General features: G+C 58.5%; 15 protein-coding genes and 5 pseudogenes. 9 read left to right on the top strand and 11 right to left on the bottom strand.

Features of this window, described 5'->3' with window-relative positions:
• Positions 1–29: 29 nt before the first annotated feature.
• Complete coding sequence (locus tag ACXPVS_RS21060) at positions 30–1,265, top strand: MFS transporter (protein ID WP_458511652.1); 1,236 nt, start codon at positions 30–32, stop codon at positions 1,263–1,265.
• A gap of 111 nt (positions 1,266–1,376) precedes the next feature.
• Positions 1,377–3,329: an aconitase family protein gene (locus tag ACXPVS_RS21055; protein ID WP_458511651.1), complete on the top strand. Its 1,953-nt coding sequence runs from the start codon at positions 1,377–1,379 to the stop codon at positions 3,327–3,329.
• A 6-nt stretch (positions 3,330–3,335) separates the two neighbouring features.
• Here ACXPVS_RS21055 and ACXPVS_RS21050 read toward each other — a convergent pair whose 3' ends face one another.
• From ACXPVS_RS21050 to ACXPVS_RS21040, 3 genes are all read right to left on the bottom strand, one after another.
• On the bottom strand, positions 3,336–4,133 hold the full coding sequence (locus tag ACXPVS_RS21050; RefSeq protein ID WP_458511650.1) for an HvfC/BufC family peptide modification chaperone: 798 nt from the start codon (positions 4,131–4,133) through the stop codon (positions 3,336–3,338).
• Positions 4,123–4,947: an MNIO family bufferin maturase gene (gene bufB / locus ACXPVS_RS21045; protein ID WP_458511649.1), complete on the bottom strand. Its 825-nt coding sequence runs from the start codon at positions 4,945–4,947 to the stop codon at positions 4,123–4,125. Before bufB ends, ACXPVS_RS21050 begins: the two co-directional genes overlap by 11 nt.
• Positions 4,948–6,573: 1,626 nt before the next feature.
• The gene (locus ACXPVS_RS21040) at positions 6,574–7,683 is read right to left on the bottom strand and encodes a DUF2817 domain-containing protein (RefSeq protein WP_458511648.1); all 1,110 of its coding nucleotides are present in this window, start codon (positions 7,681–7,683) and stop codon (positions 6,574–6,576) included.
• Between the two features lie 164 nt (positions 7,684–7,847).
• On the opposite strand from ACXPVS_RS21040, the gene ggt reads away from it, so the two are divergent.
• From ggt to ACXPVS_RS21025, 3 genes and pseudogenes are all read left to right on the top strand, one after another.
• Positions 7,848–9,680, top strand: a complete 1,833-nt coding sequence (gene ggt, locus ACXPVS_RS21035) for a gamma-glutamyltransferase (protein WP_458511647.1) — start codon at positions 7,848–7,850, stop codon at positions 9,678–9,680.
• A 276-nt stretch (positions 9,681–9,956) separates the two neighbouring features.
• On the top strand, positions 9,957–10,259 hold the full coding sequence (locus ACXPVS_RS21030) for a type II toxin-antitoxin system HigB family toxin (protein ID WP_458511646.1): 303 nt from the start codon (positions 9,957–9,959) through the stop codon (positions 10,257–10,259).
• Between the two features lie 3 nt (positions 10,260–10,262).
• Positions 10,263–10,349 (top strand): annotated as a pseudogene (locus ACXPVS_RS21025) (transcriptional regulator); the annotation flags it as partial.
• 32 nt (positions 10,350–10,381) lie between these two features.
• Here ACXPVS_RS21025 and ACXPVS_RS21020 read toward each other — a convergent pair.
• From ACXPVS_RS21020 to ACXPVS_RS21010, 3 genes and pseudogenes are all read right to left on the bottom strand, one after another.
• Positions 10,382–10,809: pseudogene (locus ACXPVS_RS21020) on the bottom strand (TOBE domain-containing protein).
• Positions 10,810–10,995: 186 nt separating this feature from the next.
• Positions 10,996–11,208, bottom strand: a complete 213-nt coding sequence (locus ACXPVS_RS21015; RefSeq protein WP_458511645.1) for a helix-turn-helix domain-containing protein — start codon at positions 11,206–11,208, stop codon at positions 10,996–10,998.
• 7 nt (positions 11,209–11,215) lie between these two features.
• Entirely contained in the window at positions 11,216–11,776 is a 561-nt protein-coding gene (locus tag ACXPVS_RS21010; RefSeq protein ID WP_458511644.1) for a DUF2975 domain-containing protein, read from the bottom strand.
• 162 nt (positions 11,777–11,938) lie between these two features.
• Between ACXPVS_RS21010 and ACXPVS_RS21005 the strand changes: the two genes are divergently transcribed.
• Entirely contained in the window at positions 11,939–12,748 is an 810-nt protein-coding gene (locus tag ACXPVS_RS21005; RefSeq protein WP_458511643.1) for an AraC family transcriptional regulator, read from the top strand.
• A 76-nt stretch (positions 12,749–12,824) separates the two neighbouring features.
• Complete coding sequence (locus ACXPVS_RS21000) at positions 12,825–13,193, top strand: cupin domain-containing protein (protein WP_458511642.1); 369 nt, start codon at positions 12,825–12,827, stop codon at positions 13,191–13,193.
• 61 nt (positions 13,194–13,254) lie between these two features.
• On the opposite strand, the pseudogene ACXPVS_RS20995 reads toward ACXPVS_RS21000, so the two are convergent.
• The 5 genes and pseudogenes from ACXPVS_RS20995 to ACXPVS_RS20975 form a co-directional block, all read right to left on the bottom strand.
• Positions 13,255–13,479 (bottom strand): annotated as a pseudogene (locus tag ACXPVS_RS20995) (flavin reductase); the annotation flags it as partial.
• Positions 13,480–13,533: 54 nt separating this feature from the next.
• Positions 13,534–13,971: pseudogene (locus ACXPVS_RS20990) on the bottom strand (methyl-accepting chemotaxis protein); the annotation flags it as partial.
• A 150-nt stretch (positions 13,972–14,121) separates the two neighbouring features.
• Positions 14,122–14,760: pseudogene (locus ACXPVS_RS20985) on the bottom strand (PAS domain-containing protein); the annotation flags it as partial.
• Positions 14,761–14,971: 211 nt separating this feature from the next.
• A complete protein-coding gene (gene pseH / locus ACXPVS_RS20980) occupies positions 14,972–15,526 on the bottom strand; it encodes a UDP-4-amino-4,6-dideoxy-N-acetyl-beta-L-altrosamine N-acetyltransferase (protein WP_458511641.1) in 555 nt (184 codons plus the stop codon).
• A 40-nt stretch (positions 15,527–15,566) separates the two neighbouring features.
• A complete protein-coding gene (locus ACXPVS_RS20975) occupies positions 15,567–16,880 on the bottom strand; it encodes an MFS transporter (protein ID WP_458511640.1) in 1,314 nt (437 codons plus the stop codon).
• Between the two features lie 201 nt (positions 16,881–17,081).
• On the opposite strand from ACXPVS_RS20975, the gene ACXPVS_RS20970 reads away from it, so the two are divergent.
• Both ACXPVS_RS20970 and ACXPVS_RS20965 read left to right on the top strand, forming a co-directional pair.
• Positions 17,082–18,500: a short-chain fatty acid transporter gene (locus ACXPVS_RS20970; RefSeq protein ID WP_458511639.1), complete on the top strand. Its 1,419-nt coding sequence runs from the start codon at positions 17,082–17,084 to the stop codon at positions 18,498–18,500.
• A 214-nt stretch (positions 18,501–18,714) separates the two neighbouring features.
• The gene (locus ACXPVS_RS20965) at positions 18,715–19,035 is read left to right on the top strand and encodes a hypothetical protein (RefSeq protein WP_458511638.1); all 321 of its coding nucleotides are present in this window, start codon (positions 18,715–18,717) and stop codon (positions 19,033–19,035) included.
• The last annotated feature ends 138 nt before the right edge of the window (positions 19,036–19,173 follow it).

Here is a 19,173-nt window from a genome sequence, read left to right as displayed (position 1 = left end):
GCTCGATCATTTTTACAGGGATTCATCACATGAGTAGCGTGTACTGGCAACGTAACCTGGCCATCTGTTTCTTCGGCTCATTCATCAATATCGTCGCCATGACGTTGCTGTTGCCTTTTCTGCCGATCTACATCGAGCAACTGGGCGTTGAGGGCCATGCGCAAATCGTCCAGTGGTCGGGCATCGCCTATGGCGCCACGTTCCTTTCCGCTGCTCTCGTCGCGCCGCTGTGGGGGCGTCTGGCTGATCGCTATGGCAGCAAACAAAACCTCATCCGCGCGAGCCTGGGCATGGTTGTGAGCATGGCGCTGATCGGCCTGGCGCAGAATGTCTGGCAGCTGGTTCTGTTGCGGTTTCTGGTGGGACTGGCGGGCGGCTACACGTCTGGGTCATATGTGATCGTGGCGGCACAAACGCCCAAGGATCGCTCGGCCTGGGCGCTGGGCACCCTGGCGTCGGGCATCATGGCCGGGAGCCTAGTCGGCCCGTTGATTGGCGGTGTGTTGCCGGCGGTGCTGGATATTCGCAGCATCTTCTTCCTCGCTAGCGCCTGTATTTTTCTGAACTTCCTGGCCACGTGCCTGTTCGTCCGCGAAGAAAAGCGTGTCGCCCCAGCCAGGACGAACGCGGCGCCCCCCCCCGCGACCGACGCCGGTTTATCGAATAATCAGCGCACCGTGGTCTTCTCGATGCTCGCCACGGCGTCATTGCTGATGGTCGCCAACATGTCCATCGAGCCGATCATCACCGTGTACGTGCAACAACTGGTCGAGGCCGCCGGCAACGTGACGTTCTACGCCGGTTTGACCATGTCCGCCGCCGCGCTGGGCAGCATCATTTCAGCGCCGCGGCTGGGCAAGATCGCTGACCGGGTCGGTGGCCTTAAAGTGGTCGCCGCGAGCCTCGCACTGGCCGGGCTGCTGCTGATTCCACAAGCCTTTGTCAGCGATATCTGGCAATTGATTGCCCTGCGTTTCTGCATGGGCCTGGCGCTCGGCGGCTTGCTGCCCTGCGTAACTGCATTGATCCGGCACAATGTCGATGATCGCTCGGTCGGCCGCATGCTCGGTTATTCGACCTCCGCGCAATACGCCGGACAAGTGCTGGGGCCGGTCGCCGGTGGGTTTTTTGCCGGACACATCGGGATTCGTTCGGTCTTCATCGCCACCTGCGTGCTGCTGCTCGGCTGTGCGCTGTGGATCAGCCAATTGAGCGTGCAGCAACGGCGAAAAGCACTTTGTGACAAGCTCCCGGTCGATGTCTGAGCCTTGCCCACAGCGCTTGGCGATTCGTCTCCAACCAGCATCTCTGTGTTCTCCAACCATCAGCGCGGGGCGTTTTCCCCGCTGATAGAGTGCAATCAGGAGAACTCATCTATGAACAATGCAATTCGCTTTTCCGGGCGCGCTCTGTATTTGTCGCAGAACCCTGAGTGTCTTCACCGTCAGCTCGACGGCGAAGACCTGACTTTGGCAAGCGCCGAGCCGCTGCGTGACAACATCTCTACCGACGAAATCACCCCCGTCACCGTCATGATGGTTTACGACGAGCGCCTGGGGGAATTCCCCTATGTTGGCTTCAAGGCTGGCGAGCAATTGCCGATTGCTCGCCATGCGATCAAGCGAGGCGGTTTCGAGATCACCGTCGCGGGTAAGCGCTACGGCAAAGGGTCGTCACGCGAATCCTCGCCGGTGGCTGAACTGTCGGCCGGTATCCGCCTGATCGTGGCCGAGAGCTTTGAGCGGATCTATCAACAGAACTGCGACAACATTGGCATTCTGACCACCACCGATTTCTCTGTGCTTGAGCGCATCGCCGCTGGCGAAGCCATCGAGTTTTCGACCTTCTTGGAAGGTCGCGACGAACTGACGCAGCAGATCATCCGCAGCGGTGGACTGCTCAAGTACAGCCGCGCTGCGCACTGGCCGCTGCCGGACCGCGAGCGGGTTACCCCGAGCAAGACAGGCCTGACTCTGGTCGAGAAAATCATCACTCGTCACCTGCATCCGGATGCGCAGACCGTCACCCGTGGCGAGGGCGTGTTCATCGCCGCAGATTACCGCTTCAGTCACGACTACTTCACCGGCATGAGCGCCCACCTCATGCATCAGGCGTTCGGTCAGCCGGCCAGCCTGATCGATCCAGACCGGATCATTGCGTTTGAGGATCATCTGGTCCTCGCGCCGCAAAGCATTCCGCACATCCAGCAGGGACTGCTCGACGGTGTGGCGGATCTTGCCCGTGGTCACAGGCACTTTTCCGAGCAGTATCCGGTGCGCTCCCACGGGGCGCTGCAAGACAAATCCGGGTCAGAGGGCATTTGCCATGCCTTGATGATCGAGCGTTACGCCCTGCCTGGACAAGTGGTCGCCGGCACCGATTCACACACACCGCATTCCGGTGCGCTGGGCTGTCTGGCGTTCGGCGTTGGCGCGACTGAAATGGCCAATAGCTGGGCCACCGGTTACGTGCGCTGCAAAGTCCCCGACACGATTCGGATCGAGGTCAGCGGCACGTTAGCGCCTGGGGTGATGGCCAAGGATCTGGTGCTGTATCTGCTGCAGATGGAGTCGATCCAGGCCGGTGGTGCAATCGGCGCAGTGTTCGAATATGGCGGCCCAGCCATTCGAGGAATGAACATTGATGAACGCGCGACGTTGACCAACATGGTCGCCGAGCTCGGCGGCATGACCGGCATTGTCGAGCCCGATGCCAAAACCGTGAGTTTTCTCAAAGAGCGGCGCGGCATCGACTTCCAGCTCGAAGACTGGATGAGCAGTGATGCGGATGCCCACTATCGCGAAGTGATCCACATCGACGGCTCCCAGTTGCAAGCCATGCTGGCCCGTCCGGGAGATCCCGGCAACGGCGTGGCAGTGGCGGATCTGCCCGCGCCGGTGAACGTGGACATCGCCTATGGCGGGTCCTGCACCGCCGGCAAGCGCAGTGATTTTGACTGCTATCACGAAGTCCTGGCGTGGGCGCTGGCCAACGACTATCCCCTGATCGCAGACACACGGCTGTTTTTGCAGTTCGGCACGATGGACGTTCATGATTACTGTCAGCAGCGCGGTTACCTGAAAACCTTCGAGCAGGCCGGCGTGGTGCTGATCAAACCGGGTTGCGGCGCCTGCGCCAATTGTGGACCGGGGCAGTCGGTGTCGGCGGAACAGGTCACCATCAGCGCGATCAACCGTAACTTTCCCGGCCGTTCGGGGCCCGGCAGCGTCTGGCTGGCCAGCCCATACACCGTGGCCGCCAGCGCGATTGCCGGCAGCATCACCACCTTCGCCGAACTTCAGGCGACGCTGGCAGTTGGCGCTCCGTAAGGATCACTAGACGCTGACGGTAACCAGCAGCGCATCGTTCAGCCAGCGCGTAACCAGCGCTGCGCTATCGACCAACTGCGATGGGAGATTTGCCTCGGCGAATCGCGCCTGAGCGGCCAACAAGGCCTCGCTCAGGCTGGCCCCGCCACTCAGGCAGATCAACCCCGCCGCTTCGCAGGGGTTCAACTCCCGCACCTTCACCACCCAGCCGAGTCGATAAACCAGAGTCGTCCGGTGTTTCGCTTGCAGATCCGGAAATGCCTGGCCCGGCGTCATATGAGCAGTCCATAACGCCGCGCATGGCCAGTCACTGTGCAGCAGCGAACAGCCTGAATGCAGGGTCAAACGTTGGGCATCGATTTGACTGCTGCTCAGCGCAGCTAGTTCGCCAGCACTCAATGCCACAGTGTCAGCAGCGAACGCCGCACACTGCACCGACCACTCCAGCGCCGCCACGTCAGCGAAATACGGGTAGGCGTGAACGGCCAAGTAATCATTGAGAAACACCGCAAACTGCGCGCCGAACGTTTTCAGATCGGCCTGGCGCGATGGATATCGCTGGCCATAAGCATGCGCAAGCGTGCGGAAAAACTCATCGCCGACCAACGCCTTGATCACCGGATAAGTCAACGCCAGCGAGCGCTCCTGGTGCTGCCAGAGAGCACTGCGGTAACGCGAAAAACGCTGTTGATCATTGGCACTGGCAGCGTCAAACCAACCCTGCGGCAGAATCGCAGGTGCTGACGATTCGTCGAGGCTTGCAACGAAATCGGCTTGCAGCGACGCCAACTCTTCACGCGTCAATCGGCACCTCCGCAGCAATCGCCCGAGCAATCTCGACCTGACCCAACAGCTCTGCAAACGGCGGCAGACGAGTGTCCCATTCGATCAGCACCGGCACGCTGCCAAACTGGCGCAATGCGCTGCGATACAGCGCCCAGACCGGCTCGGCAACCGCACTGCCATGATCATCCACCAGCAAGCCTTGCTCATGGCTATGGCCTGCAAGATGCAATTCACCCATGCAGCCAACAGCGAGCGTTTGCATGGCGGCCAGCGCCGGTTCGCCGTGGTTGCATTGATTGACGTAAAGATTATTCAGATCCAGTAGCACCGCACTCCCGGTGCGCGCCACGACTTCCGCAAGAAACTGCGTCTCCCCCAAGGTGTCACCCTTGTAGCGCAGACTGGTCGACACGTTTTCCAGCAACAGTTGTTGACCGAGCACGCTCTGCACTTGATCGACGCGCTCACAGACCAGACTCAGAGACGCTTCGGTCAGCGGCAGCGGTAACAGATCGTTAATGCAGCGCCCCTCCACCGCGCCCCAGGTCAGGTGTTCCGAAATCAGAAAGGGGCTGACGCTGGCTGCCAACTGGCGAATGCGCTCGACATGTTCCATGGAAAACCCATGTACCGAGCCGATGCCCAATCCCACCCCATGCAGACTGATCGGATAATGATTGGCCAGGCGCCGCAACACATGCAGATCCCAGCCACCGGGCCCGAAGTAGTTCTCGGTATGCACTTCAAGCCAGTCGACGGGCGGCAATGTCTGCAGAAAGTCGGGGTAATGCGCAGCGCGCAGACCAACACCAATCGGCGGTAACGGGCGCATTCGTGACTCGTCGGGCAATGGATTCATGACCCCCATTATGCGGACGGAATCAATCTGTGCAACTGCGCAACCGGCTGAAGGCAACGGCGACGTTGCGGGCGAAATGGCAACACCACTTAGAATCAACGGTAGCCAATACGTGAGTGGGCGCCGCGCCCGGCTGGTGTGGGCGGTCATTACCCTCGCACGTCGTTACGCCAACTTGGATCTCATCATGACCGTTGGTGAACGCAGAATCGACATGAGCGCCGGGGGTATAGACCTGGCGGTATGTATTGGTGATCTAAAGGTTGATCCGAATTGGTCTCCCGCACTTTGCGGTTGCTCGGACTTGGTTATATGCGCCGCTCCCGACAACCTAAGTAAAGCCCACCGATAACTAATAAAAACGAGTTGCTCAAAGGGCAGAATGGAGTCCTTGAGCAACAGGAGGTACGTGTACGCCACGGAGTTGCCGACGGAAAGCTAATGTTACGCACCACCCTCGCCGTCTGCGGTCTTTGCCAACTGCCTACCTGGTTGGTCGCAGAAGATTTTCGAAGTGGAAAACTTGCGACCGTGTTGGATGACCATGCCCATCCAAGTCATTTGGCCACGAACACATTATGTGCAGCCATAGGTGCGGATGGTAGTGGATGAATTGTTCAACATGGCAGAGTCGACTGGGGAAGTATTTCGGCGCGCCGGGTAGGATGGCTAACATCTAAAATTGTCGTGATATGAATTGTACTGGGTTTTCTAGGCAGGCCTGACCAGCTCCTTTTGGTCCAGACTGTGTAAAAACTCAGGCCCAGTTTTCAAGTCTGCGTCGCTATGTAAAATCTGTCATTGATTGGCAGATCAGTGATCCTGAAATTTGCGTAGGAACGCGGTTTTCGTTCCGATTTTGACTTTAGAACTTGCTCTACAGCGTTTCTACGCAGCTTGGGTCGGGTGCAGCAATGGCGCGACTGTCCGGTATTGTCCGATTTTTTTGAAAAAGTCGTCCATAGTTTGCACATCAGGAAAGTGCTCATCCGAGATTGAAATCTTTACTTTTGGCAGAGGCTTCCGGATTCTGATTTCACGTAGCAGCGTGCAAAAAAGGCGTTCTCACCAGTCAATGATTTGGCAGTTTGGGCAGACCGAATTTTTCAACAGAATCGTCCGGTTTCTGCCCGCTGCCCCGAAAGCGGTAAATACGTCACCGCTTATCATGGATGCGAAGAAATGTTGCCAGACCAAATACAAGCAGAAGGGAACGCTGTTTCGTGAGGTATGTCATACACATAAAGCTTACTCAGACCTTTCAGACCAAGCCCCTGAACATAGGAAGGTTACACATTCCTATGTTCAGGGGCTCAAATCGAATCACGATGAACGATAAATCAGCAATGCAACGGCCCCGCAGCAAACCATATTCTCCAGCCTTTCTGGCGAGTAATGCCGCTGAGAGAGACTGGATGGCATCTTTCTATGGTCAATCCGACATCTAGGCCTTGTTTCAGACAGATGGCATCATCCCCGAGCGCAGCTATGCCCGAGCGCAGCTATAAGAGAACGCTCACTCAGATCCCAGTAGCATGTATGCCAGTGTGTACGCCTAATTGATTTGATAATAAAAAACCATTTTCCCCGCCGGGCGCGTCAGGAACGAATTGCCGGCAATGCTGACAAGGCCCGCTCCCAAATCTGGCAGGTGCGTAGCCAGACCATCGCCTGCCAGTCGCTGTCCGCAGGATAGAACTGCTCAAGCAGATTCAGTTTGATCCCGCGCCCCACGTCATCACTCGGATTGCCGTGCAAGTGCAGCCAGTGATCATCGCGCAGATGACGATGAACCTCGGCACCGGGATACGTCCCGCACTCGATCACAAACGGCATCAACCGCACGTTCGGCAACGCATTGATCAGCGCCTGCGAGGTGTAACCAGTGGCGGTGGCCGCAACGCCGGTTTCGCTCAACGTGTCGGCGCCCGTGTGCAAGGTATAGAGCCAGGGACCATAGAGGCCCTGCGCATCTGCAAGCGCTGGATACGCCGCCTCGGTAATGGTCAGCAACATCGGATGCCCGTACTCCCCGGCGCCGGTGTGCAAGTCGAAACACATGGCCACTTCGGCATGGGAAACATGCTTTTGAATGATCTGATGCAACGTGCGGTTCGACCAACTCGGCGCCAGTCCGCCGTAGAACAAACCATCGGGATGACGGTGCTGGCCGCCCTCGACAATCGACATCACCGCTGGCCAGCCGCACTCGCTGATCTGCGCCTCGAGCATAGCATCGGCGCGATCACGCTCCGGGCCCTGCAACTGCGTGCAGGCATAGATTTCATGCAGCGCTGCGTAGGCCTGATTAGCTGGCAATACGTGGTCGAAGTTCAGGTGATTGCGGTTCAGATCGATGTTGTCTTCGTTGACCCGACGCAACCATGCAGTGCCCCACGGATTGATCAGATGGATCATCACCACCGCGACATCGGCCGGCAGCGAACGCTTGCCCAACGCCTGCAACCACTTGATCTGACATCCCGAACCGTAGAAGCCTTCGACCCCATGGGTACCGCTGAGCGCAATCAGCAGCCGCTTCGCGCCCGGATCACCCAGCACGGCCACATCGGTGCTCAACGGCTCACCGAACGGCCCTTTGAGTGGATGCGGGTACTCGGTCAGCGTCGCACCGGCCCCGGTCGCGGCGGCCAGGAATTGATCACGCAGGGTGCGGTAACTTGGCTGGGTGGGGAACGCGGTCTGCATGTCTGCCTCTTGTTGACCTTCTGGCCAGTCTGTTGCCTTGACCCTACAGAAAATCCGTGGAGTCATGAAGGACAAAAACATCTTTGCTGTAGGCCTTGGTTTGCGTCACTTCCTTTCGGCCGATAAAGTCCCCTGATCTTTTCCCACGGATGGAGTGCCCCCACGTGTTCTCAGCCTTTCACTTGAGTCGCTATCGCCTGTCAGCCCTTTCGCTGATCGCCGCTGCTTTAACCCTCGCAGCCTGTAGTGCTCCGACCTCTTCGACGCTGCCTGTTGCGCCGGAAGTCGCGTCAGGTTATCGCACCGATCTGCAGACCCAATACGCCTCAAAACACATGGCGGCCGCAGCCAATCCGCTGGCAGCCGAGGCCGGGCGGGAGATGTTGCGTCTGGGTGGTTCGGCAATCGATGCCGCGATTGCGATGCAGGCCGTGCTGACCCTGGTCGAGCCGCAATCCTCGGGCATTGGCGGTGGTGCGTTGATCGTGCTCTGGGATGGCAAGGCGGTACGCACTTATGACGGTCGCGAAACCGCTCCTGCCGGCGCCACCGAGAAGCTATTCCTGCAAGCCGACGGCAAACCGATGCCGTTCACCCAGGCGCAGATTGGCGGTCGCTCGGTGGGAACACCGGGGGTATTGCGGGCGCTTGAGTTGGCCCATCAAAAACACGGTCGTCTGCCGTGGGCGCAGCTATTCAAACCAGCAATCAATCTCGCGGAGCAAGGCTTCGCCATCTCGCCACGTCTTCACCAGTTGGTCGCCTCGGACTCGTCCATTCGACGCTCGCCGGACATGGCGGCCTATTTTCTGAATGCCGATGGCAGCCCGAAAGCCGCAGGCACGCAACTGAAAAACCCCGCTCTGGCCGCGGTGTTCAATCGCATCGCCAAGGAAGGACCGGATGCGTTGTACAAAGGTTCGATCGCACAGGAGATCGTCGCCAAGGTTCAGGGTCACGCCAACCCGGGCAGCCTCTCGCTGAACGATCTCAACGACTACAGCGCCAAGGAGCGCGCGCCGCTATGCACCGACTACAAACGCTGGCAGGTTTGTGGTATGCCGCCGCCGTCATCAGGCGGGATCACCGTGGCGCAGATCCTCGGCACCTTGCAGGCCCTCGAAACCCGCGACCCGCGCTTTGCCCTGTCGCCGCTCAAACCGGTCAAGACCAACAAACCGGCGGGCATTGAGCCGGCGCCTGAAGCCGTGCACCTGATCTCCGAAGCTGAACGCTTGGCCTACGCCGACCGCGCGCTGTACGTGGCCGACGCAGACTTCGTTGCCGTTCCCGTCACAGGTCTGATTGACCCTGCGTATCTGGCCGACCGCGCGGCCCTGATCGGCGATCGCAGCATGGGCACGGCCAAACCCGGCACCCCGTCAGGCATTCAGGTCGCCTACGCTCCGGACCGCTCGCCGCTGCGCATCTCCACCTCGCAAGTGGTGGCCGTGGATGACGAAGGCGGCGCCGTGTCCATGACCACCACCGTGGAATCCGCGTTTGGCTCGCACCTGATGGTTCAGGGTTTCCTGCTGAACAACCAGATGACCGACTTCTCGTTCATCCCCGAAGAGAATGGCCAGAAGGTTGCCAACCGCGTCGAACCCGGTAAGCGCCCACGCTCGTCCATGGCACCGACGCTGATCTTCGACCGCCAGAGCGGCGAATTCCTCGCCACCATCGGGTCCCCCGGCGGCTCGCAGATCATCGAATACGTCGCCAAATCCACCATTGGCCTGCTCGACTGGAACCTCGACCCCCAAACTGCCATCAACCTTCCCAACTTTGGCAGCCGCAACGGTCCGACCGAACTGGAACAGGGGCAATTCAGCTCGGAGCTGATTCAGGTGCTGAAGGACAAAGGACACAGCGTGAACGAGATCGACATGACCAGCGGGACCCAGGCGATTGTTCGGGTGAAGGATGCGCAGGGAAAAACGTCGCTGGCGGGCGGGGCCGATCCGCGGCGTGAGGGGGCGGCGTTGGGGGATTGAGTCGTACGCGGGAATGAGCAAGGGCTTACCGGGAGGTAGGCCCTTTTTTATAGGTAACGAATACTGATCGGCCCCTTCGCGCAGCCTTTTCCTACCCACAAATGACTGTGTCTTGGATAGAGTTTGAAGATCATTTTTTCCCAGTTCCGCGTCAGCCCCAGCTCATCAAATCAGCTGTCGACAGTGCTTGATCACAGAAGTCGAACTTGCCCCTCCGCACATCGGATGCGCCTCCACAGACTTGCATCAGTCCCACCACGGGACCAGGATCATTCCATGAGAATCATCGCTATCAGTCAGCTGAAAAGGTTTTGGGAGAAATACCCGGACTCGGAACAATCTTTTGTGGCCTGGATTGACGAGGCAAAAAATGTTGAATGGAAAACGCCAGCGGACATAAAGGCGCACTTTGCTACCGCCAGTATTCTCAAAAGCCGCAGAGTCGTGTTCAACATCAAGGGCAATGACTTTCGGTTGGCAGTCGCTGTGGCCTATCGCTTCGGCGCCGTATACATAAAACTTGTCGGCACTCACAAACAGTCCGACGCAATCGACGCTGATACCGTCGAGATGGAGTAACCCATGAACATTCGCCTCATTCACACCGACGAGGACTATCATGCAGCCCTCAAGAGCGTGTCAGTGCTGTTCGACAACGAACCCGAGCCAAAGCCTGATCAGGTGTCAGTCGACTCGTGATATCAGGCCGGCACACCCAAAATGATATGCGACGCCTTGATCACCGCCGCCGCACTCACGCCCGGCGCCAGGTCCAGTTCTGCCACAGCCTGGCGTGTCACGACCGAATAGACTTCGGTGCCGCCGTCGAGCTGGATGACCACTTCGCAGTTCACGGCGCCGTCGATGACACTGGTGACTTTGCCTTCCAGGCAGTGGCGCGCCGACAGGCGAATGTCGCTGGATTCGGTCATCAACATGACCCACGGCGCCTTCACCAGTGCGATCGCTTCCTTGCCGACCGCCAGGCCGAGGTTCTTCACGCTTTCCTGGTCACCCCGGTCACCCGTTCATTACCGCCTGACAGTTTCAGCGAGACGTCCGCATTCACCGCGCCGGGCTGCAATTGACTGATGGTGCCTTTGAATACGTTACGTGCGCTGACTTTCATGACATGTCTCCTCGGATAATTATTGTTGCATTCAGCCTAGCGAGAGATCTTCAGCGCCTGTCGCGCCTGATGCCTCTAACAGTGGCAGGCCGAGTTTGCCTTACACCTTGGCAAACCCGGTGCGTGCCGCCCCGGCGTTAAAATGTGGACGCAGCACAACAAGCCGGCGCAATGGAGTGCTTACTTTTACTCGACGTCAGACACATGGATCAACAGGTCACCCGGCTGACAATTCAGATGTTTACAAATCGCGTCCAGAGTCGCCAAGCGCAGCCCCTTGACCTTGCCCTGCTTCAACAGCGACAGGTTCGCCTCGGTAATGCCGATAGCGGCGGCGAGGTCTTTGGATTTGACTTTGCGCAGTGCGAGCATCACGTCCAGCTGAATGACAATTGACATAAAAATCTCAAACAAAGGTGCGGTATTCAGAGTCCACTTCACTGGCCTGACCGAGAATACGCGCAATGATCGATATACACGCAGCCAGGAACAACGCGACAAAAGTGGGAGCCGTGACACTGACAGTAATCAGCCGCTCACCGATCGGCGCATTCATTGTCACCCAGAAGCTGAGCACGGGCTCGCACAAGAAATCGAGCAACACCCAGAGCGCCACCGCCCTTCCGACCAGACCTAAATGAACAGCTGACTCACTGGAAAAATACTCACCGCGCGAATAGTTCCGGAACAGTCGACGCAAGTTTCCCAAGCCGTATGCCAGCGCCAGCAATGGCACGCTCGACAGCAGAATACCGCCTAGTATTTGCCACCACGGGAACAACATCGCTTTATCGGTGATATGCGAGAGTTGGCGATCGGTAAGCGCAAAACCTAGCCCCCACCCATCCTTCGCAGCCAGGAAAGGAAAGAGCCAAAGCACAGCATTGATCGCCAGCATCGCGATGATCAGAAAAAGAGTCACAGCAGACATACGCTGGCTCAGTTGAGCGAGACGATTGGAAGTCACGGCGATACCTCACAGGATGAATGTGAGCAAAAGCTAAACCATTTATTATCGTTAAACAATAATTAATTATTGTAATACACAGATAGAAACGCTTCCGCAGACATAAAGCCCTCCCCGGGGTAATGTTCCACTCACAGGCTTATGGCTCTCGAGCATCCTCAGATGGGCAAAAAAATCATTCACCACGACTGGTTCCACCGCGCGCCCGACGTCGGCGGGCTTCAGCGTTTCGAGGCGTTTTTTGCAGGCCACGGCTACGATCTTCACCGCCACGACACCTACGCCATCGGGCATACCCTGGCCGGTGTACAGAGTTTTCAGTACCGCGGTGGCTGGCGCCACAGTTTGCCGGGCACGACCATGGTGCTGCACCCGGACGAAGTCCACGATGGCGAAGCCGGCACCGAGACAGGGTTCCAGTACCGAATGATGTACATCGAACCGGCACTGATCCAGCAGATGCTCGGCGGCCAGCCATTGCCGTATATCAAAACAGGCCTGTCGACCGATCCACGTTTGTTCGCCGCCACCGCCGTGCTGCTGCGTAGCCTCGATTGCCCCCTCGACCCTCTCGAAGAGCAGGATGCGCTGTTCGACCTGGCCCAAGCCCTGAACCGCATTTCCGGCGTGTCCGCCACCCGCCAGCGCTTCGACTATATGGCCGCCGAGCGCGCTCGGGAATTCATTCACAGCGCGCTGGATCGCACCTTGACGCTGGAAGAACTGGCGCAACACAGCGGTCGCGATCGCTGGAGTCTGTCGCGGGATTTTCGTCTGTTGTTCGGCACCAGCCCTTATCGATACTTGACCCTGCGTCGCCTCGACCTGGTCCGCTCTCTGCTGATTCAGGGCCAGTCACTGGTCAGCGCTGCGCTGATCGCCGGCTTCACCGATCAGAGCCACATGACCCGGAAGTTCAGCAAAACCTACGGCCTGTCGCCGGCCCGCTGGATGAAGATGCACCGCCGCTGAGCCACGCACAATCGTTCAAGAAGCACACCGATGCGCGGGCTATCGTGGATCTACGATCAACCACGAGAACGGCTTCATGAACGCTTACGAAAGCCTGAATTTCGCTGAAAAAATCGCCAGAATCGACCCGTACTGGACGCCTCGGGTCATCGCTGAAATGAACAACTACCAGTTCAAGGTGGTGAAACTGCTGGGGGATTTCATCTGGCACGATCACCTGGATACCGACGAAACGTTCATCGTCCTCGAAGGGCAACTGCGCATCGACTTTCGCGATGGCCACGTACTGGTGAACGCCGGTGAAATGTATGTGGTGTCAAAAGGTGTCGAGCACAAACCGTTTGCCGAACAGGAGGTGAAACTCCTGCTCATCGAACCCAAGGGTGTGCTGAACACGGGTAACAACGGTGGCGAGCGCACTGCGCAGAATGACGTCTGGGTGTGAAAAGCGGGCGGCTTACGGCTGCAAGGTGTTGCCGTCCACTGGATCGCCTACTTTCAGGAAATGCCCGCTCGTCTGCCTGAACAATCAGCACAAACGCACCCGAAGCCTCTAGCAATTGCCGCGTCCAGATGGACTTGTCCAACACCCCGGCAATTTTCGGCGGCTCGAAATCCAGCGGCAGGGCCCAGGCCACCGCCATGATGTTGCGCTGGCTGTCATGGGCCGCGCAGACCAACACGCTCGGCCCATGATTGAGCAGACGATACGCCCGGTGAGAAACACTGATGGCAGCCCCTGGGGAAAACGCCGCTTGTAGCGAGTTACGTCGCGATGGCAGGCATCAAGTCGGTAACTGATTGGCAAACTGCCCGACCGCGTTCACCACTTTCTGTGCGCCGTCCTGAATCTCGACAATCACCGTCCCCGCCTCTGCCGCTAGCGCCAGCCCCTGTTCAGCCTGGAGTTTGCCCTCGGTCATCAGCGCCACGGCGTTGCGCGCCATGTCCTGGTTCTGACGCACTACGCCAACAATCTCATCGGTTGCCTGGCTGGTGCGCGAAGCCAATTGCCGGACCTCATCCGCCACCACCGCGAAACCACGCCCCTGTTCTCCAGCCCGAGCGGCTTCGATGGCCGCGTTGAGCGCCAGCAGGTTGGTCTGTTCGGCAATCCCGCTGATGGTTTTGACAATGGTGCCAATCACCAGCGATTGCTCGTTCAACGCTTCGATGCCTTCGCCGGCGGTCTGCATGTGCCTGGCAAGATTGCGCATCACGTTCACCGCCTGAGTCACCACGGCGTTACCGCGCTGCGCGCTGCTGTCGGTTTGCTGTGAGGTGCTGTAGGCAATGTTGGCAGCGTCGGTGACGGCTTGCTCCTGATTGATTTGATCGGTAATCACCGTGGCGAACTTCACCACTTTGTAGAGCTTGTTGTTGGCATCGACCACCGGATTGTAAGAAGCTTCCAGCCAGACCACGCGACCGTGGCTGTCGATGCGCTTGAAACGGTCAGCGACGAACTCGCCTGCATTCAGACGGCGCCAGAAGTCCTGGTACGCGGTGCTGTTGTATACCTCGGGGTCGCAGAAGGTGCGGTGATGTTTGCCCTTGATCTGCGCCAGGCTGTAACCCATGCCGCTGAGGAACCGGTCGTTGGCCGCCAGCACATTGCCATTGAGGTCGAACTCGATCACTGCCGTGGAGCGCACAAGCGCGCCGATCAGGTTCTCATGCTCACGAGACGCCTCGATGGTGCGGGTCAGGTCACTGGAGTAAATCGAGTAGTGCTTGGTACGGCCGTCCGCGGACCGAACCGGCTGCACGATCGATCGCAGCCAGGCCTCCTGGCCATTGCCACGCAACAAACGCACCGTGCCGGCAAAGTGCTCGCCACGGGTCAACGCGACCTTGAAGCGGTGGTGAAATTCGTCCGACTTCACATGGGCCGGAACGATGTCTTCGATGTGTCGCCCTATAAGGTCGCTGCTTTTGTAGAGCATCTCACCGATGAAGTTCTGGTTGACCGATTGAATCCGCCCATCGACATCGAGGGTCAGGACCAGCATCTCGCTTTCCAGACTTTCCTTCACTTGCTGGAGGCTGGAGAGTTCTTCGCGAAGAGCCGACAGCTCCTGCTTCAAGCGTTTGTTGAACATGGGGATACACCGATGGACAGGGATAGATAGCGATACGCAGCCTAACCATCGGCCTCGGGGATATTTTCTGAAGAGCGTTTCAGGGTTGTCCTACAAAAATAGTTGCAGGGTTCTCACCTGATCAACTGACACGGTTCAGCCGTGCCATCACGCTGTCCATTTTCGGCCGCCGCGCCGCCCATTCCTGTCGAGTAATGCCCAGCATCACCACATCGACTCTGGCATTGTCCTTGATGATGTTCTGGCGTCGCACGCCCTCAATGGAAAAGCCGAACTTCTGGTGCAGCCTGATCACCGCCGGGTTGCTCTGCAGCACTTCGCAGTTGAGCTTTTCCAGACCTGCCACACCAAACGCATGGTCCAGAAGCCAGAACTCCAACCGACTGCCCAGCCCTCGTCCTTGCAGATCACTGTCGAGATAAAAAGCCCAGTCAGCCGTTTTGTGCAGCGTGCTGATCGCGTTCAGCGACACCACGCCACCGACTGCGCCGTCGAGCATGAGTACGAACACGGATTGACGCGGGTTGTCCGTTAACGAGCCGAGCCAGGCAGTGTGCTCGGCGTCGGATATCTCATGATCGGTGTACATGTAGTGGCGAACATCTGGCTGATTGCGCAGATCCCGAACACGCGACTGAAGCTGACGGGATACTTCAAGGATGGGTACCAATTGCATTGCGCTGCTCCTTTGCATCACAGAAACCCGCTGACAGTCGCTAGACACAGGGAGCCACGCTGCGGCTACTCACTTTGGGCATGCGTGCGCCGAAATACGCCGCGCTGCTCACACCCACAGCCCCCATCACCGCGCAGAAGATCACACAGATCCATGGGCTCCACGGCATCAGACCGATCAGCAACAACGGTGTGATACTCGCCCAAATGGCGTAGGCAATGTTGTAGGTGAAGGAAATCCCCGAGACACGAATCCGCGCTGGGAACAGGCTGACCATCACCGACGGCACCGCGCCGACCACCCCGCAACCGAGACCGGCCACCGCGTACGCCAGGCCGATCCAGTTACCACCGATGATCAGGCAGGTATAGAGCACGCCGATGCCCAGTGGCAGCAGCAAGCTATAGAGCATCACCGTGCGCCAGGCGCCAATGCGGTCGACCAGCAGCCCGGCGAGTACACAGCCGATATTCAGAAAGACAATGCCCAAGGCACTCAGGGCGAAGGTGTGGCTGGCGGTCATACCGAAGGTTTTCTGCATCATGGTCGGGGTGATTACCACGAACACCAGCACCGCCGAGGTCAGTACACAGGTGAGGATCATCGCCGGCAGCATGGCCAGACGGTGTTCACGCAAGACCGTGCGCAGCGGCAGTTCGACAGCTGCATCCCGCTGGGCCTGCATGGCCATGAACACCGGGGTTTCGCTGAGCCAGCGGCGTAGCCAGACGCCGATTACACCGAACACGCCGCCCAGCAGGAACGGGTAACGCCAGGCGTAATCGAGGATTTCTGCCGGGGTGAACGCCTGCGCCAGAAAAGTCGCCGTCAGGGCGCCGATCAGGTAACCAAACGTCAACCCGGCCTGCAGGAAACCGAGGGCATAACCGCGATGCCCGGCGGGTGCATGCTCGGCGACGAACACCCAGGCGCTCGGCACTTCACCGCCCACCGCCGCGCCCTGGAGAATTCGCAGGGCCAACAGCAGCAGCGGTGCGAAATAACCGATCTGGGCGTAGGTCGGCATGATGCCAATCAGCAGACACGGCAGCGCCATCATCAGGATGCTCAGGCTGAAGACCTTCTTGCGGCCCAGCCGGTCGGCGAAATGCGCCATCAGAATCCCGCCCAACGGCCGCGCCAAATAACCGGTAGCGAAGATCCCGAAGCTTTGCAGCAGTCGCAGCCACTCTGGCATTTCAGGCGGGAAGAACAGCTGGCTGAGGATCAGGGCGAAAAATACGAAAATGATGAAATCGTAAATTTCCAGCGCGCCGCCAAGGGCAGCAAGGCCTAGGGTCTTGTAATCCGAGCGAGTGAACGGTGCCGGGCGCGAGTGGATGTTGGCGGTCATGAAAAGAACTCTGGCATAGGCAAAAAACCAAGGCGCCCATGGTCTACGCAAACGCGCCAACGGACAACCCGTTAGACCAAAGTCCAAAACGCGTAAAACCTGGTCACAAAATAGAACCGATTGTTTTACTGTTGGCACCTGTCTAGACGGGCCTTTGCGGTCCTGAAGACCACAACAAACATAAAAATTCGAGGTACACCCGTGGCCGCTGATATCGAAGATACCCGCTCTGCCCGCTTTGCCCTGCGCTGCTCAAGTTTTGCCGAACGCTGGTTCCCCGATTCCTGGGTGTTTGCCGCACTGGCGGTGATTATCGTCGCCGTGGCAACCCTGTTCATGGGCGCCAAACCCACCGACGCCGCCATGGCCTTCGGTGACGGATTCTGGAGCCTGATCCCGTTTACTATGCAGATGGCTTTCGTGGTGATCGGCGGTTATGTGGTCGCCAGCTCGCCCCCGGCGGTGAAACTGATCGACCGGCTGGCGCGGATCCCGAAAAACGGCCGCTCGGCCGTGGCCTGGGTTGCGTTGATCTCCATGGTCGCTTCGCTGCTGAACTGGGGGCTGTCGCTGGTGTTTGGCGGTTTGCTGGTGCGCGCCCTCGCCCGCCGTACCGATTTGAAAATGGACTACCGCGCTGCCGGTGCTGCCGCCTATCTGGGCCTCGGCGCGGTGTGGGCCTTGGGCTTGTCCTCGTCCGCCGCGCAATTGCAGGCCAACCCGGCCAGCCTGCCGCCATCGATATTGTCGATCACCGGGGTAATTCCTTTCACGCAAACGATCTTTCTCTGGCAGTCCGGCGTGATGTTGCTGGCGCTGATCGTGATCTCGCTGATCATTGCCTACGCCACCGCCCCCGGCCCGAACTCGGCCCGTGATGCCAAAGCCTGCGGCATCGATCCGAGCTTCAACCTGCCGCCATTGCAACCGCGCACCCGCCCCGGCGAATGGCTGGAGCACAGCCCGCTGCTGACGATTTTGCTGGTGCTGCTGGCGGGAGGATGGCTGTTCCACGAGTTCTCGACCAAACCGGCGATCAGTGCGATTTCCGGGCTGAACACCTACAACTTCCTGTTCATCATGCTCGGTGCCCTGCTGCACTGGCGCCCGCGCAGCTTCCTCGACGCGGTGAGCCGTGCGGTGCCTACCACCACGGGCGTACTGATTCAGTTCCCGTTGTACGGCTCGATCGCCGCGCTGATGACCACCGTCAAAGGCACTGACGCTCAGACGCTGGCTCACCACATTTCGACCTTTTTCGTACAAATCGCGTCCCACGACACCTACGCGCTGCTGATGGGCGTGTACTCGGCGATCCTCGGTTTCTTTATCCCGTCCGGCGGGGGCAAATGGATCATCGAAGCGCCGTACGTCATGCAAGTGGCCACCGACCTGAACTACCACCTGGGCTGGGCCGTGCAGATCTACAACGCCGCCGAAGCCCTACCGAACCTGATCAACCCGTTCTACATGCTGCCGCTGCTGGGTGTACTCGGGTTGAAGGCGCGGGACTTGATCGGGTTTTCGTTCGTGCAACTGCTGGTGCACACGCCGCTGGTGCTATTCCTGCTGTGGGCGCTGGGGACCACGCTGACGTATACGGCGCCAGTGATGCCTTAACACGTATGTGATTGCACCTGCTGCAGGCAGGTGCAATCAGTTCACGCTGCTTGAGCATGAAACAAGCGCCTAGATTTATCCTACAAACAGGCTCGATTGCGCCTGACATGAAACCCGGAGAGTTCTTATCTCCAACCTATAAATCGCTGAGTAAACTCCGACAGCTCACAAACTTTTTAAAGCAAGACAGCACTGACCAAGGATGAACAAATACATGTCTTTAATATCGAAAACGCTGGAAGAGATGATTACCGAGATTTACCAGGACGGTAGGGTTTCAGTCGTTGAATATAAAAAGCTGCGTGATGATGCAGATCGCCGTATGGACGCTGTCGTCCGTGAGTTCGGCCAGCACAACAATTTGACCGCCCTTCAAAAAGCGATGGATGTAGTCATGCAATTAACGCAAACGTCCATCATTGACGCCAAAAAAGCCAAGCTCACCGATACAGGAGAGGCCATCGTCAAGGATGCCGTATTGGCACAGGTCGAGTACTTGCGCGCCGGTACTCATCTGGCACTACAGCTGTTGTAACGCTTCAACCTCCGTCCGGCCCATAGACATTAACCCCCGGCCGGACTCCATAACCGAGAGTTCCTGGCATACACACCGCAGGCGCTACGCAAAAAAACTATACGCACACACTGTTCTGTGTAACGCCGCTGATCCAGT

Source organism: Pseudomonas sp. Ma2-10 (assembly GCF_054330215.1).
This window is presented reverse-complemented; position numbering and strand designations above follow the sequence as displayed.